Consider the following 15,449-nt stretch of genomic DNA (forward strand, 5'->3'; position numbering starts at 1 on the left):
CAGGTTTAATACTTTAATAGGTCTTAAAAAGAGTTTTTAATTTGGCTAAATGTATTCTAAAAAAAAAAGCCGATAACAAGTTTATGTTATCGGCTTTTCTAATATAAATAAAGGAAGGTTTACTATTTTAAAGCACCTACCATATCTTCGGGTTTTACCCAAGCATCGTAATCTTCAGCGGTAACATAACCTAAATTAATGGCTTCTTCTTTTAAAGTGGTTCCGTTTTTATGAGCTGTATTTGCTATTTCAGCAGATTTATAGTACCCAATTTTGGTGTTTAAAGCTGTAACTAGCATGAGTGAATTGTTTACCAATTTAGTAATTACTTCTTGGTTTGGCTCTATACCAACAGCACAATTTTCGTCAAAACTTTTACAAGCATCACCGATTAATTGCGCCGATTGTAAAAAGTTAGCAGCCATTACAGGTTTGAATACGTTTAATTCATAATGACCTTGCATACCGCCAACTGAAATAGCCATATCGTTACCTATAACTTGGGCGCAAACCATAGTTAAAGCTTCGCATTGTGTAGGATTTACTTTTCCAGGCATAATAGAACTTCCAGGTTCATTGGCAGGAATTATAATTTCACCAATTCCAGAACGTGGTCCAGAAGCCATCATTCTAATATCGTTAGCAATTTTGTTTAAAGATACTGCTAGTTGTTTTAAAGCGCTGTGAGTTTCAACCAAGGCGTCGTGTGCAGCTAAAGCTTCAAATTTATTAGGAGCTGTTATAAATGGCAATCCTGTAAACTCGGCAATGTATTCTGCAACACGTTTACTGTAACCTTTTGGGGTGTTTAATCCGGTTCCAACAGCGGTTCCTCCTAAAGCTAACTCGCTAAGGTGAGGTAAGGTGTTTTCTAGAGCTTTTAAGCCATGATCTAATTGAGCTACATAACCAGAAAGCTCTTGTCCTAAAGTTAAAGGTGTAGCATCCATTAAATGCGTACGTCCAATTTTAACAACATTTTTAAAAGCGTCCGATTTTTTCTTTAAGGTTTCACGAAGTTGTTTTACGCCGGGAATGGTCGTTTCAACTATTTTTTTATAAGCTGCAATATGCATGCCTGTAGGGAACGTATCGTTAGACGATTGTGATTTGTTCACATCATCATTAGGTTGAATTGTTTTTTCGCCTTCTCCAATAACTTTTCCTGCTAATTGGTGTGCTCTATTAGCTATCACCTCATTAGCATTCATGTTACTTTGAGTTCCAGACCCGGTTTGCCAAATTACTAATGGGAATTGGTCGTCATGCTCACCAGCTAAAATTTCATCACATACTTTAGCTATTAAATCTCTTTTTTCAAAATCTAAAACACCTAATTCGCAATTGGTGTAGGCAGCAGCTTTTTTTAAGTATGCAAAACCGTATACTATTTCTAACGGCATGGAAGCAGAAGGTCCTATTTTAAAGTTATTTCTTGAGCGTTCTGTTTGAGCGCCCCAAAGTTTATCGGCTGGTACTTTTACCTCGCCCATAGTATCTTTTTCTATTCTGTAACTCATGGTCTATTAATTTAAAATATGAATTACAAAGTTAATTTATTTAGCTGTTTTATCCTTTTAAAAAGAGGAGTTTTATAGTGGTTTTTTGATAAATTCACAACATTTAAAACCATTCTATCTAATAGGAATAAATTATCGTTTTTTATTTTGATTAATTTAAAAAAGTAAATAAGAGTATTTGTTTTAAATAATTTTTATTAAAAGATTTAAGTCTATAAAACACCATTTGAGTCTAGAGTAAAGCGTAATGTATAGTAGTGAATAACCTGTTGATAAATCTTGATATTGGTATTGGAAAACATAATGCTTTATGTTATATTTGTGCCATATTTATAATACACACCAACAATTATGTTTGATTTTGATCAATATTTAGGCTTTTTAGCGTTTTTAGGTATATTAACTTTAGGATTTTGGTTAATGATTTTCCTAATATCATTTGTTATTCCTTATTGGATTGGAGGAGCTATCATTGAAAGATTGCAAGAAATTAGAGAAGAAAAGAAAGCAAAGCGATTAAACTCATAAGGGTTTAATTTAAATATATATTTAAAAAGGAAACTCATAGAGCTTCCTTTTTTTATTGCATTCAATTTATGTAAGTCAAAAAAAACCTCGAAGAAATAGTGCTTCGAGGTTTTTATATTACATTTCCATACCATCCCCACTGCTGTTATAACCCCCACTAGGTCGTTCTTTTTTCTTTGGTTGATTAAATCTGTACGTAAAAGACAGGTTGTACGTTGTGCCACCTCTACGTTGAACTTCTTGATATGATGTAAAGGTTTCGGCTGTAATATCATTTCTATACACGCCAGAATTAAACACATCTCTAATGTTAAAGGCTATAGAAGCTTTTTCTTTTAAAATATCTTTACTTAGTGCAGTATTTACCGTTCCACTGGCCTGTCGGTCGTTTTGCGAATCTACACTTGGCCCGCGATAATTTAAATTTGTTTGCCAATCGATAGTGTAGGGCAATGTTAGTTTGTTGGTTAAGCGCGCATTCCAAGTTAAGTTGTTGGCATCTAAATTAATACCTTCATATTCACCATCACGTTCTAATTTGTAAATATTAAAATCGGAATTTATACGCCATTTTCTAGATGGGCTATAGTTTAAGTTAAACTCAAAACCATAACGATCATCGGTGGCTAAATTAACAGGGCCACGTACTATTACAGGGAATTCTTCTCCATTTATAATAACCGTATCTCCATTATTTCGACTCACAAAAGTCATTACCGCAGTAGAATTTGAATAATAAACAGAAGAGCTTAACGTGAATTTTCCAAATCTATTTAAATATCCAATATCAAAAACACTAGAGTAAGTAGGGTTTAAATCTGGATTTCCTTGGAAAATATTGGTTAAACTAGATCGAGACGGGAAGGGGTTTAGCATAAAACCACGTGGCCGGCGCAATCTTCGGTTATAGCCAATCGTTATGCTTTCATCTTCGCTAAACTTATAACTAACATTAATAGTAGGGAATAGGCCTGTTAAGTTTTTTCTTTTAAAATCTCCCGAAGTTGGTTGATCTAAGGTATTTCTGGTGTTTTCCATTCGCAAACCTAACAGATATGAAAATGCCTCTATTTTACTACCAAACTGAAAATAAGCAGCGTTTATATATTGTTTAAAATTAAAGAGATTCGATAAGTCGGTGTTATATTCAAATAAATTAGTGTCTTCATTAAGTAAAGAGACTTGGTAATCGGTTTCTGTTGTGGTAAAATCACCGCGGTAACCCATTTCAATTTGGCTGTTATCACCTAAGGGTAATACATAATCTGTTTGAAGTAAAATTTGTTGAGAATCTTCCCAGTTATTTAAAATATCTGTATCAGTACCATCGACGTTAATGATAGAAAATTTATCATTATTAGAATTTTCAAATTGAAAATCGAAAGAAAATTTATGTCCGTCTGTTTTAAAATCTTTTATAAAATTTAAGGCATATTGAAAGGTGTTGCTTTCACCATTTTCTGGATCTCGTCGTACACTTTTATTGGTTTCATTGGTTGTTTTGTCTAGCTGAATAAGGTTATTAACCGAATTGTTATTACTACTATTATCGCTGTAAACAATAGAGTTTGTTAGAGATGCCGAATCGGTAATATACCATTCAATTCCAGTGTTTGTTGTAATACCTTTTCTCGTATCGGTCCAGTTTCGTTTTTCATCTAAATCGGGAGTATTATCATCAAAATATTTCACATCACTATACCAGCGGCCAATACGTTCATTATAGCGGTATGATGTGGTATTAAAAATATTTACATTGCCTGTTCTGTAATTTATATTTCCAGAAATTCCAGCAGCATCTGGATGGCCAACATTTGTGGAAATAGAACCATTAAAGCCTAATAATTTACTGCGACGAAGTATAATATTAAGAATGCCCCCCGTGCCTTCTGCTTCATACCTTGCAGAGGGTGAGGTGATTACTTCAACCTTTTCAATGGCATCGGCAGGTAATTGTTGTAACGCTTCCGCTGAATTTAAACCTACTAGTCCCGAAGGTTTTCCGTTTATTAAAATACGGACGTTATCATTTCCGCGTAAAGCGACACTACCTTCTGCATCTACAGAAACCGACGGAACATTATCTAAAACATCACTAACCGAGCCTCCGCTTACGGTTAAATCTTTTCCTACGTTATAGATTTTTTTATCGAGTTTTATTTCAACCGTGGTACGTTCGGCAATAATTTCAACCTCTCCTAAAGATTCGGTGTCAATTTCTAAGGCATAAGTGCCAATATTTTCCGATTTTGTAATTTTTTTATTGGCTATAGTTATGGTTTTAAATGAAATATATTCAACTGTTATATTATATAATCCCACAGGAACAGGGATGGAAAAATGACCTTTTAAATCGGTAATACCACCGGTTTCTATTTTGTTTTTTTCTTTGTTGAAAAAAGCAATAGTAGCATATTCTAAAGGTTGATTGGTTTCTTTATCTATTACTTTTCCACTTATTTTAACTTCTTTTTGTGCTATTGCAAATATGGAAAATGTACTTAATAAAATAAATAAAAATAAAGGCTTTGCCATAATATTTGTTAATTGATTCTTGAAATAAGACCATAAATTTATGTCGAGGTTTAGCCTCCTTTCGTTAAAGGTTTGTTAATTAATAAAGCTAAAATTAGGGGTGCGAGGTGGTGAATTTTGATGAGTTTTTGTAACGTTTTGGTATACTGAATAATAAGGTTCAATTATTGTTATAATTATGTGATTAATTGAACCTTTTGACTTTCTTTTTTGTTAAAAAAAATATTTTATATTAAATTTAAGGGAGTTAATTTAAACAATATCAACAATCAAACTAGGCGGTCTACCAATAACCGCTTTATTTCCATTAACCACAATTGGGCGTTCAATAAGTTTTGGGTTTTGCACCATGGCATCAATAACTTCGGCATCGGTTAAGTCTTTTCCTTTAAAGTCACTTTTCCAAATGGCTTCGTTTTTTCTAACTAATGCTATGGGTTTTATACCTAAAAGCGTTATTATTTCAGTTAACGCTTCCGCGGAAAGGGGCGTGTCTAAATATTTTACAACCTCGAAAGGTTTTCCAGATTGTTCCAGAATTTCTAAGCCTTGTCTCGATTTTGAACAGCGTGGGTTATGATAAATTGTGGTCATTGTAATACTATGTTTTTTATTTAGCCTCACAGGTTTGGAATCTGCAAGGCTTTATTTTTTATAAGTTATAATTGTCCGTCGTCTTCAACTTTTTGCCCCATCATCATTAAATAGGCTTTTAAAAAGCTATCGATATTCCCGTCCATTACGGCATCTACATTCCCTGTTTCGTGGGCTGTACGTACATCTTTTACTAATTTATAAGGATGCATGACGTAATTCCGAATCTGGCTTCCCCATTCAATTTTCATTTTTCCAGCTTCAATATCGTCACGTTGTGCCAATTGTTTTTGCAGTTCAATTTCATACAATTGCGATTTAAGCATTTGCATAGCACGCGCTCTATTATCGTGCTGAGATCGGGTTTCTGAACATTGAATTTGAATCCCTGTAGGTTTGTGCAACAGCTGAACCTTAGTTTCAACTTTGTTTACATTTTGCCCACCAGCCCCACTAGATCTAGCAGTTGTAATTTCAATATCGGCGGGGTTTATTTCTACTTCAATAGTATCATCAACAAGTGGATATACGTAAACCGAAGCAAAACTAGTATGGCGTTTGGCATTACTATCAAACGGTGAAATACGTACCAAACGGTGCACACCATTTTCACCTTTTAACCAACCAAAAGCAAAATCGCCTTCAATTTCTAGCGTTACGGTTTTTATACCCGCAACATCGCCTTCTTGAAAGTTGAGTTCCTTCACTTTAAATCCGCTTTTTTCGGCATACATCAGGTACATACGCATTAGCATGCTCGCCCAATCGCAACTTTCTGTTCCGCCAGCACCAGCAGTAATTTGCAGTACGGCGCTTAGGCTGTCGCCTTCTTCCGAAAGCATATTTTTAAACTCAATATCTTCCAATTGCGTGGCTAATAAGTTGTATTGGGTTTCTACATCTTCGGCAGTTGCTTCGTCTTCCTTGTAAAATTCATAGAGCACTTCAAGGTCTTCGCATCGCGTTTTTGCCGTTTTGTAATCTTCCACCCATTTTTTCTTCACACGTAGTGATTTCATTATAATTTCTGCAGCTTTGGAATCGTTCCAGAAATTGGGGTCGAAAGTTTGTTCTTCTTCGTTTTGTATTTCTATCAGTTTGGCGTCTATGTCAAAGATAGTGCCTAAGTTTATCGAGGCGGGTATTAAGATCTTTTATTTGATCGGAAGTTATCATGTATCAATTTATTTGAAACAAAAATAGGATTTCTTTGTCCCAGCAGAAAACAATTCTGAATATAATTTTATAGCTTTATCGGCAAATTGAAGTTATGATTATTGATTTAAGAAGCGATACCGTTACCAAACCATCTCAACCCATGTTGGAAGCCATGATGCAAGCCGAAGTTGGCGATGATGTGTTTAGAGAAGATCCAACAGTGAATGCTTTGGAAACCAAAATAGCCAAAATGTTTGGTAAAGAAACGGCCATGTTTTTTCCTAGCGGCACTATGGCAAACCAAACCGCAATTAAATTACATACGCAACCTGGCGATCAAGTCATTTGCGATAAATATGCCCATATTTTTAATTACGAATCTGGCGGCGCTTCTTTTAATAGTGGCGTGTCTTGTAATTTATTGGATGTTAATGACGGGATGTTTACGACAAAGGATGTTTTGGAAGCCATAAATCCAGACGCTTATTATTACAGTAAAACCAGTTTGGTTGAAATTGAAAACACGGCAAACAAGCGCGGTGGATCCTGCTGGGATTTTAATGAAATAGAAAAAATTAGAACCGTTTGCACTGAAAATAATCTGGGGTTTCATTTAGATGGTGCCCGTTTATGGCATGCTTTGGTTGCCAAGAATGAAACGACCGAACAATACGGAAACGTGTTTGATACTATTTCGGTGTGTTTAAGTAAAGGGCTAGGTTGCCCGGTGGGTTCTGTTTTGGTTGGTAATAAGGATATCATGCAAAACGCTATTAGAATCCGAAAAATATTTGGTGGCAATATGCGCCAAGTTGGATATTTAGCGGCTGCAGGATTGTACGCTTTAGATAATAATATAGAAAGGCTGGCCGAAGATCACAAAAAAGCAAAAGGTATTGGAGCTGTTTTAAACCAACTTTCTATTGTAAAATCTGTGGAGCCTATAGAAACAAATATTGTAATATTTGAGCTTATGCCTGAAGTTAATGAAAAAGAATTCACTCAAAAATTAGCCGATAAAAACATCCATATTATAAGTATGGGCGGTGGTAAATTGCGTATGGTTACGCATTTGGATTACACCAATGTTATGCACGATAAACTTTTGAGTGAATTAAGAACTTTTTAATTTTAAAACAGATTTACTTAAACATATCCATGCCTGGAATATCAGGCATGCCGTCTTTTGCTGCGGCAGCAAGTTCGGCTTCATTAATTTGAGTGGCTTTTTCAATAGCCTTATTTAATGTTAAAATAAGGTAATCTTCAAGCTGCTCCTTGTCTGTTAATAACGTGTCGTCAATTTCGATAGATTTAATGGTTCTGTTAGCTGTGAGCGTAATTTTAAGTTTTCCGTCAGAACTTGTTTCATCGACTAAAACGGTGTTTAAACGTGTTTTAGTTTCTTCAACTTTTTTCTTGGCTTCTTTGAGTTTACTCATCATGCCCATCATGTCTCCAAACATAATTCTATAAATTTAGGGGGTTGGTAAGCACAAATCTATTAAATACTTGGCTAAATTGTTGTATTTTAAACGAAAAATGAAAATTTCGACTATACTTTTAGGCTTAAGTTTTACTTTTGCCGCTTCGTGTAAAAATATAACTATGAGTAAATCTATAAATGAAGTCGCTATGCCTTCAGCTAAAAAAATATCTAAAACCTTAGAAATACATAACGATATTCGAATTGATAATTATTATTGGCTAAACAATCGTGAAAACCCTGAAGTTATCGATTATCTTAATGCTGAAAATGCTTATACAAAAGCAATGATGAAGCATACCGAAGGATTTCAGAAGGATTTATTTGAAGAAATGAAAGGGCGTATTAAAGAAGATGATTCGTCTTTACCTTATAAATTGAATGGATATTGGTATATCACGCGTTACGAAACCGGAAAAGATTACCCTATTTACTTGCGTAAAAAAGGTAGTTTAGATGCCGAAGAAGAGATTTTATTCGATTGTAACGAGATGGCTAAAGATCAATCCTACTTTAGTTTAGGCGGGATTTCTATTAGCCCAAATAATAAAATGGCCGCTTTTTCTACCGATACTGTGAGTAGAAGGCAATACACGCTTCAAATTAAAAACCTTGAAACGGGTGAAATTTTAAGTGACAAAATAGAGAATACCACTGGAAGTTCTACATGGGCAAACGATAATAAAACCTTGTTTTATACCATGAAAGATGCAGTAACCCTGCGTTCTCATAAAATATTTAAACATAAATTAGGTAGCGATTCTAAAGCCGATGTTGAGGTGTATCATGAAGCAGATGAAACCTTTAACACTTTTGTTTATAAAACGAAATCTAAAAAATATATTGTTATAGGTTCGTCGAGTACGTTATCTTCGGAATATCAAATTTTAAATGCCGATACGCCTGATGGCGATTTTAAAATGTTTCAAGAAAGAACAGACGATATGGAATATAGTATCGCTCATTATGACGATTCATTTTATATGATTTCTAATTGTGATGGTGCTACAAATTTTAAACTATTAAAAACAAGTGAAAACGCTACAGAAAAAGAAAACTGGAAAGATTTACTACCACATAGAACAGATGTTTTATTAGAAGATATCGAGATTTTTAAAGATTATTTAGTGGTTAACGAACGTGAAAATGGGCTAAACAACATTCGTATAATCAGTTGGGATGGGAGTGAAGATTATTACTTACCCTTCAATTCGGAAACCTACACTTCTTATATAGGGAATAACCCCGATTTTGATAGTGATGTGATGCGTTATGGTTTTAATTCTTTAACCACCCCAAGTGCGGTAATGGACTATAATTTTAAAACCAAAACAAGCGAAATTAAAAAAGAGCAGGAGGTTTTAGGCGGTAAATTTAATAAAGAAAACTACGAGTCTAAGCGGGTTTGGGCAACAGCTCGAGATGGGGTAAAAGTGCCAATGTCTTTAGTTTATAAAAAAGGGATAAAATTGGATGGAAGCAATCCGTTATTGCAATACGCTTACGGATCTTATGGCTCTACTATCGATCCTTCATTTTCTACTATTCGTTTAAGTTTGCTCGATCGCGGTTTTATTTATGCCATTGCACATATTCGAGGCGGTGAATATTTAGGTCGCCATTGGTACGAATCTGGAAAATTATTAATGAAGAAAAATACATTTACCGATTTTATAGATTGTTCTAAATTTTTAATCGAAGAACATTATACTTCTAATAAACATTTATATGCTTACGGTGGTTCGGCAGGTGGTTTATTAATGGGAGCGATTATTAATATGAATCCAGAATTGTACAACGGTGTTTTGGCTGCTGTACCTTTTGTAGATGTTGTAACCACTATGTTAGACGATACCATCCCTTTAACCACCGGTGAGTATGATGAGTGGGGAAACCCAAATAATGACACGTTTTATCACTATATGAAATCCTATTCACCCTATGATAATGTAGAAGAAAAGGCGTATCCCAATATGTTAGTAACAACTGGCCTACACGATTCGCAAGTGCAATATTGGGAACCAGCCAAATGGGTGGCTAAGTTAAGAGAATTAAAAACCGATACCAATAAACTTTTGCTGCAAACCGATATGGAATCGGGTCATGGTGGGGCTTCGGGGCGTTTTGAAAGTCTTAAAGAAGTAGCCTTGGAGTACGCCTTTTTGTTAGATTTGGAAGGAATTACCCGTTAATAAAAAAAAAAGTCTTATTTTTGGCAGGTTTTAAGAAACATTTGTCTATAGAATGAATGTAACTTGTAAAATGAATTTATGAAACACAGAAATCAAGTTTTTGATAATGTATTAGATTTAGTTGGCAATACGCCCTTAGTAAAACTAAATAAAATTACTTCTAAGTTCGAAGGCGAATTTTACGCAAAAGTAGAATGTTTTAACCCAGGACAATCATCAAAAGATAGAATAGCACTTTATATCATTGAGCAAGCCGAAAAGAAAGGCATTTTAAAACCAGGAGATACTATTGTAGAAACGACTTCTGGAAACACAGGCTTTAGTATCGCTATGGTAAGTATCATTAAAGGGTATGAATGTGTTTTGGCTGTAAGTTCCAAATCATCTCCCGATAAAATTGATATGTTACGTACCATGGGCGCTAAGGTTTATGTTTGTCCGGCACATGTTAAAGCGGACGATCCAAGATCTTATTACCAAGTAGCTAAGCGTATACACCAAGAATTAAAAGGATCGGTTTATATCAATCAGTATTTTAACCAATTAAATATTGACGCACATTACCATTCTACAGGGCCCGAAATTTGGAAACAAACCGAAGGTGAAATCACGCATTTAGTAGCTTGTAGCGGTACAGGAGGAACTATTTCTGGAACAGCAAAATATTTAAAACAACAAAATCCAAATATAAAAATTATTGGAGTAGATGCCTTTGGATCTGTAATAAAAAAATATCACGAGACTCGAGAGTTCGATCCTAAAGAAATTTATCCATATAGAATAGAAGGTTTAGGGAAAAATTTAATTCCTGGGGCTACAAATTTTGATGTAATAGATCTATTTGTAAAAGTTACCGATGAAGATAGTGCGCACACAGCCAGAGAAATAGCTAAAACCGAAGGCTTATTTGTGGGCTATACTTCTGGAGCTGCAACACAAGCAATTAAACAACTTGGCGAGCAGGGCGAGTTTAAAAAGGGAGATAAAATTGTTGTTATTTATCCCGATCATGGATCGCGATACATGAGCAAAGTATACAGTGATAAATGGATGAAAGATCAAGGTTTTTTTGATACAGAAAATCAAGAAGCCGCAGAAAGCATTCAATACATAAAATAATTAAAAAATTATAACATTACAAAAGTCTATAATTTTACAATTTAGTAAAAATATGGACTTTTTTTGATGCTTAAAAAATACGATATAGGCAATTTTTTTAACTTTATAGTATATATTTCATAAATGCATCCCAAAAAATTATGTTCAAAGCATATAAATATTTAATTTTGCAGGTACCAACTAAAACAAAAACATTCTTTATTCTTTCATAAATGACTTGTATTGTTTGTGTTTTATAAAAAGTTGTTTTAATCTAGTTGCAGTTATATCTAAAGTTTAATAGCAATACCATTTATAGTAGATGAAGGATTTATTTGAAAAGATTTATAAAGATAAGGGGCCACTAGGAAAGTGGGCGTCTCAAGCTGAAGGTTATTTTGTGTTTCCAAAATTGGAAGGTGAAATATCGAATAGGATGAAGTTTCAAGGAAAAGACGTGATTACATGGAGTATTAATGATTACTTAGGTTTAGCAAATCATCCTCAAGTACGTAAAGTAGACGCAGAAGCTGCTGCACAATACGGTTCTGCTTACCCAATGGGAGCAAGAATGATGTCTGGTCATACAGATTTACACGAAAAATTGCAAAATGAACTCGCTTCTTTTGTAAGCAAAGAATCAGCATATTTATTGAATTTTGGATACCAAGGTATGGTATCTACCATTGATGCTTTAGTATCTAAAAACGATGTTATTGTTTATGATGTTGATGCACATGCTTGTATTATTGATGGTGTGCGTTTACACATGGGAAAACGTTTTACTTACAAACATAACGATGTTGAAAGTTTAGAGAAAAACTTAGAGCGTGCTACCAAAATGGCAGAGCAAACTGGAGGAGGGATTTTAGTGATTTCTGAAGGTGTTTTTGGAATGCGCGGAGAGCAAGGGCGTTTAAAAGAAATTGTAGCGCTTAAACAAAAATATAATTTCAGATTGTTTGTTGATGATGCACACGGTTTTGGAACCTTAGGAGCAACAGGCGCAGGAACTGGAGAGGAGCAAGGGGTACAAGATGATATCGATGTGTATTTTGCAACATTTGCTAAATCTTTAGCTAGTACTGGTGCTTTTATTGCTGGTGATAAGGAAATAATCGATTATTTAAAATATAATTTGCGTTCTCAAATGTTTGCAAAATCTTTGCAAATGCAATTAGTAGCTGGGGCTCTTAAGCGTTTAGATATGCTTAAAACCATGCCAGAACTTAAAGCTAAACTTTGGGAAAATGTAAATGCTTTACAATCGGGTTTAAAAGAACGAGGTTTCGATATTGGAACAACACAAAGTTGTGTAACGCCAGTATATTTAAAAGGATCTATTCCAGAAGCAATGGCTTTAGTGAAAGATTTACGTGAAAATTACGGTATTTTCTGTTCTATAGTAGTGTATCCTGTAATTCCAAAAGGATTAATTTTATTAAGATTAATTCCTACAGCAACACATACTTTAGAGGATGTAACCGAAACTTTAAATGCATTTGATGCCATTAGAGAGCGTTTAGAAAACGGAACTTACAAACGTCTATCAGCAGCTGTAATGGCAGCTATGGGTGAGTAGTTATAGAAATATTAAAATAATAAAAAACCGATTCAATTAAAATTGAATCGGTTTTTTTATAAATTAAACTTAAAGCGGTTTTTTATATGTTTTTCGGCGTCGGAACACTTCTGGCGCAAAATGTTTCCATATTTGTTGTATAGCATAATTGTCTTCTAACTCCGGCGTTCTATAACAGGTTTGAATACCTTTTTCTTTAAAAGTTTCGTAATATTCATTAAAAATAACGGCATGTACACCTTTATTTTGGTAATCGGGATGAATACCTATTAAATAGAAACTAACATCTTTACTATTCTTTTTAGCATTTAAAATGTGTCGGAAACCAAAAGGAAAGAGTTTACCGTTCATCTTTTTTAGGGCAGGGGCAAAAACAGGCATTACAATAGCAAAACCTATTAGTTTTTCATCTTTATCGACTACAAATTTAATGTACTCCGGATTTATAAAACTTATAAATTTCTTTTTAAAATAAGCTTTTTGAATATCGTTTATAGCAACAAATGATGATAATGACGCATAACTTTCGTTAAACAAATCGAACATGCTATCCACATAAGGCATCACTTCACTGGTTTTAGTGAATTTTAAAGCTTTGAGTTGATAGCGTTTTTTTATGAGTTCTTGTGCTTTTTTAAAGAATTCGGGTTTTACGTTTGCAAAAGGAAAACGACTTTCGATATAAGATTTTTCTATTTCATATCCTGCAGCTTCATAATGTTTTACATAATAAGGATGGTTATACCAAGTAACCATTGGGGTAACACTATCAAAGCCTTCGGTTACTACACCTACTTTATCTAAATTAGAAAACCCAACAGGGCCTTCTGTGTATTCTAAATTTTTGCTTTTCCCTATTTCTACAACCTTATCTAGTAAGCGTTTAGAAACTTCTAAATCGTCAATAAAATCGAACCAACCAAAGCGCATTTTTTTTATATTCTGCCCTTTAATTTCTAAATTATTTGTAATGGCTGCAATGCGTCCAACAATAGTATTGTTTTTGTAAGCTAGAAATAATTGGGCTTCAGCATCTTGAAAAACAGGGTTTTCATTGGTGTCAAATGTTTTCATCTCCTGACTAATAATAGGAGGGGTCCAATATTTACAATCTTTATATAACGTAAAAGGAAATTTTACGAATGTTTTTAAGTCTTTTTTGTTTTTTACTTCTTTTAGTGTAATCATATATGTTCAGCATAAATTTTTCCGACGAATCTTAAAAATCTATTTCTTTTCGTTGTTGTTTCTTTTGTACTTTTTTTAGGTTGTTTTTACTTTTATTCTTTTTCTTTTTAGATATTCCTGGTAAATCTAAATCGTCAACCGCTGTGCTATTATCTATTTCTTTGTCTTTATGAAAGTCTAATCGGTACGACATTCCAAAATTCACACTAAAAACCGAAGGAGTGTCTTTGGTGTTAAAAGTTAAGGCAGTGTCTAACTGAAAATCTTTACCCCATAAATAAGCGCCTCCAAATCTAAATAAATTATCAGCATAAAAATCGCTTTTAATGCCTTGGGTTTCTCCAAAAACAACCCATTTCGGACTGAAAGAATGGGTTAAAGTTAATATATATTGAAAGTCGGGTTGATCTGTACCGATACGATCTTTTATCAAGTTCATAACAAAAACCCAGCCTCCTGTAAAATTGTTCTGCGTTGCAATCATTACTTTTGGGCTAACGCCTTCAATGCCGTCTGCTGTAAACGGATTATCTTTTGTATCGAAATTGGCACCAGCATAAATTGAAACTGCAGGAATTAAATACTTCCATTTAAAACTATGGTTGGCTTTCCAACTGTGTAAATTGGGTTTGTAATAATCGGGATCTTTATAAGGATCGAATACCAAAAATTTAGCACCAACCGTTAAATATTTAAAGTTAGCACGTTTGTCTTCATTCGATAAATCGGATAAAAAGGATTTAGTATCACGTTGATAATTTCCTTCAACGTTTAATTCTAATTGCTCCCATATTAAACCATAACGAATAGCAAAATCTGCTCCAAATCCATCTATTTCATAAGCTTCTGCAGGTGTGCGTTCTTCTTTTATATAATAAGGACCTACTTCAAATTGTGCCACATTGGTTCCAACGGAAAAAGCGCTTCGGGAAACACCTGGTCTATTAGAATTTATCACATCGGTATATTGACAAAAGGCTTGTGTAGTAAAAAAACTTAGTAAGATAATTAAAATCGATTTTATGGCTTTCATAGTAGAAATTTTTAACGCGTTGTATGCGCGAATAGATTTTATAATTTTACAGACTAATGATTAAGGGTTTTCAAATATAGATATTTTATATATTTTTTATCATTTTTCCGTGTTTTTTAAACGTATAGAATTGTATTTTTGTTGTTAGTTTTAATCAAAAGTTTCACTTATGGGTTTATTAAGAACCATATTTATAATTGTTTTAGTTTATTATTTATTTAAAGTGCTCTCAAGAATTTTTGCGCCTTTTTTAATGAAATTTGCTGCGAAGAAAGCAGAAGAACGTTTTGGTGGTCAGTTTCAAAGACAACAACCGCAAGAACCTATTAAAAAAGAAGGAGAAGTTACTATAGATAAAATCCCAAATACAAAAACATCAAATAAAGATGTTGGCGATTATGTGGATTACGAGGAGGTCGATTAGATTTTTGTCTTTTTTATTCAGCGAAAGCGTAAATCGTTTAAAACAAAATAGAGCCTTCATTTTTACGAAAATAATAACTAATTTTCACATTCACTGTTTTAAAATACTTCC

Annotated in this window: 13 protein-coding genes; 6 read left to right on the forward strand and 7 right to left on the reverse strand. The window is 33.8% G+C overall.

What is annotated here, in order from left to right; translation table 11 throughout:
• Positions 1 to 122: 122 nt before the first annotated feature.
• Positions 123 to 1,520, reverse strand: a complete 1,398-nt coding sequence (fumC, locus tag FQU21_RS01390) for a class II fumarate hydratase (RefSeq protein ID WP_147676236.1) — start codon at positions 1,518 to 1,520, stop codon at positions 123 to 125.
• Between the two features lie 351 nt (positions 1,521 to 1,871).
• On the opposite strand from fumC, the gene FQU21_RS17360 reads away from it, so the two are divergent.
• On the forward strand, positions 1,872 to 2,048 hold the full coding sequence (locus FQU21_RS17360) for an ATP synthase subunit B family protein (RefSeq protein ID WP_187269296.1): 177 nt from the start codon (positions 1,872 to 1,874) through the stop codon (positions 2,046 to 2,048).
• A 117-nt stretch (positions 2,049 to 2,165) separates the two neighbouring features.
• Here FQU21_RS17360 and FQU21_RS01395 read toward each other — a convergent pair whose 3' ends face one another.
• The 3 genes from FQU21_RS01395 to prfB form a co-directional block, all read right to left on the reverse strand.
• Positions 2,166 to 4,583: a TonB-dependent receptor gene (locus tag FQU21_RS01395; RefSeq protein WP_147676237.1), complete on the reverse strand. Its 2,418-nt coding sequence runs from the start codon at positions 4,581 to 4,583 to the stop codon at positions 2,166 to 2,168.
• Positions 4,584 to 4,835: 252 nt separating this feature from the next.
• The gene (gene arsC, locus FQU21_RS01400; protein ID WP_147676238.1) at positions 4,836 to 5,177 is read right to left on the reverse strand and encodes an arsenate reductase (glutaredoxin); all 342 of its coding nucleotides are present in this window, start codon (positions 5,175 to 5,177) and stop codon (positions 4,836 to 4,838) included.
• 65 nt (positions 5,178 to 5,242) lie between these two features.
• A protein-coding gene (gene prfB / locus FQU21_RS01405) for a peptide chain release factor 2 (RefSeq protein WP_147676239.1) occupies positions 5,243 to 6,353 on the reverse strand; the annotation gives its coding sequence in 2 pieces (ribosomal slippage) (positions 5,243 to 6,289 and positions 6,291 to 6,353; 1,110 coding nt in all).
• 94 nt (positions 6,354 to 6,447) lie between these two features.
• Between prfB and FQU21_RS01410 the strand changes: the two genes are divergently transcribed.
• Complete coding sequence (locus FQU21_RS01410; RefSeq protein ID WP_147676240.1) at positions 6,448 to 7,464, forward strand: threonine aldolase family protein; 1,017 nt, start codon at positions 6,448 to 6,450, stop codon at positions 7,462 to 7,464.
• A gap of 13 nt (positions 7,465 to 7,477) precedes the next feature.
• Here the strand turns inward: FQU21_RS01410 and FQU21_RS01415 are convergent, their stop codons facing one another.
• Positions 7,478 to 7,801, reverse strand: coding sequence for a YbaB/EbfC family nucleoid-associated protein (locus FQU21_RS01415; RefSeq protein WP_147676241.1), 324 nt, complete (start codon positions 7,799 to 7,801; stop codon positions 7,478 to 7,480).
• A gap of 142 nt (positions 7,802 to 7,943) precedes the next feature.
• On the opposite strand from FQU21_RS01415, the gene FQU21_RS01420 reads away from it, so the two are divergent.
• The 3 genes from FQU21_RS01420 (at position 7,944) to FQU21_RS01430 (ending at position 12,693) form a co-directional block, all read left to right on the forward strand.
• Positions 7,944 to 10,013, forward strand: a complete 2,070-nt coding sequence (locus FQU21_RS01420) for a S9 family peptidase (protein ID WP_246124713.1) — start codon at positions 7,944 to 7,946, stop codon at positions 10,011 to 10,013.
• A 78-nt stretch (positions 10,014 to 10,091) separates the two neighbouring features.
• Complete coding sequence (locus tag FQU21_RS01425; protein ID WP_147676243.1) at positions 10,092 to 11,132, forward strand: cysteate synthase; 1,041 nt, start codon at positions 10,092 to 10,094, stop codon at positions 11,130 to 11,132.
• Between the two features lie 301 nt (positions 11,133 to 11,433).
• Positions 11,434 to 12,693, forward strand: a complete 1,260-nt coding sequence (locus FQU21_RS01430) for a cysteate-C-fatty acyltransferase (RefSeq protein WP_147676244.1) — start codon at positions 11,434 to 11,436, stop codon at positions 12,691 to 12,693.
• A 69-nt stretch (positions 12,694 to 12,762) separates the two neighbouring features.
• Here the strand turns inward: FQU21_RS01430 and FQU21_RS01435 are convergent, their stop codons facing one another.
• Entirely contained in the window at positions 12,763 to 13,881 is a 1,119-nt protein-coding gene (locus FQU21_RS01435; protein ID WP_147676245.1) for a GNAT family N-acetyltransferase, read from the reverse strand.
• 31 nt (positions 13,882 to 13,912) lie between these two features.
• Positions 13,913 to 14,914, reverse strand: a complete 1,002-nt coding sequence (locus FQU21_RS01440) for a transporter (RefSeq protein ID WP_147676246.1) — start codon at positions 14,912 to 14,914, stop codon at positions 13,913 to 13,915.
• A 169-nt stretch (positions 14,915 to 15,083) separates the two neighbouring features.
• On the opposite strand from FQU21_RS01440, the gene FQU21_RS01445 reads away from it, so the two are divergent.
• Positions 15,084 to 15,338, forward strand: coding sequence for a DUF4834 family protein (locus FQU21_RS01445; protein WP_147676247.1), 255 nt, complete (start codon positions 15,084 to 15,086; stop codon positions 15,336 to 15,338).
• Positions 15,339 to 15,449 lie beyond the last annotated feature (111 nt).

It is taken from the genome of Algibacter pacificus (assembly GCF_008033385.1).
GTDB lineage: Bacteria > Bacteroidota > Bacteroidia > Flavobacteriales > Flavobacteriaceae > Algibacter > Algibacter pacificus.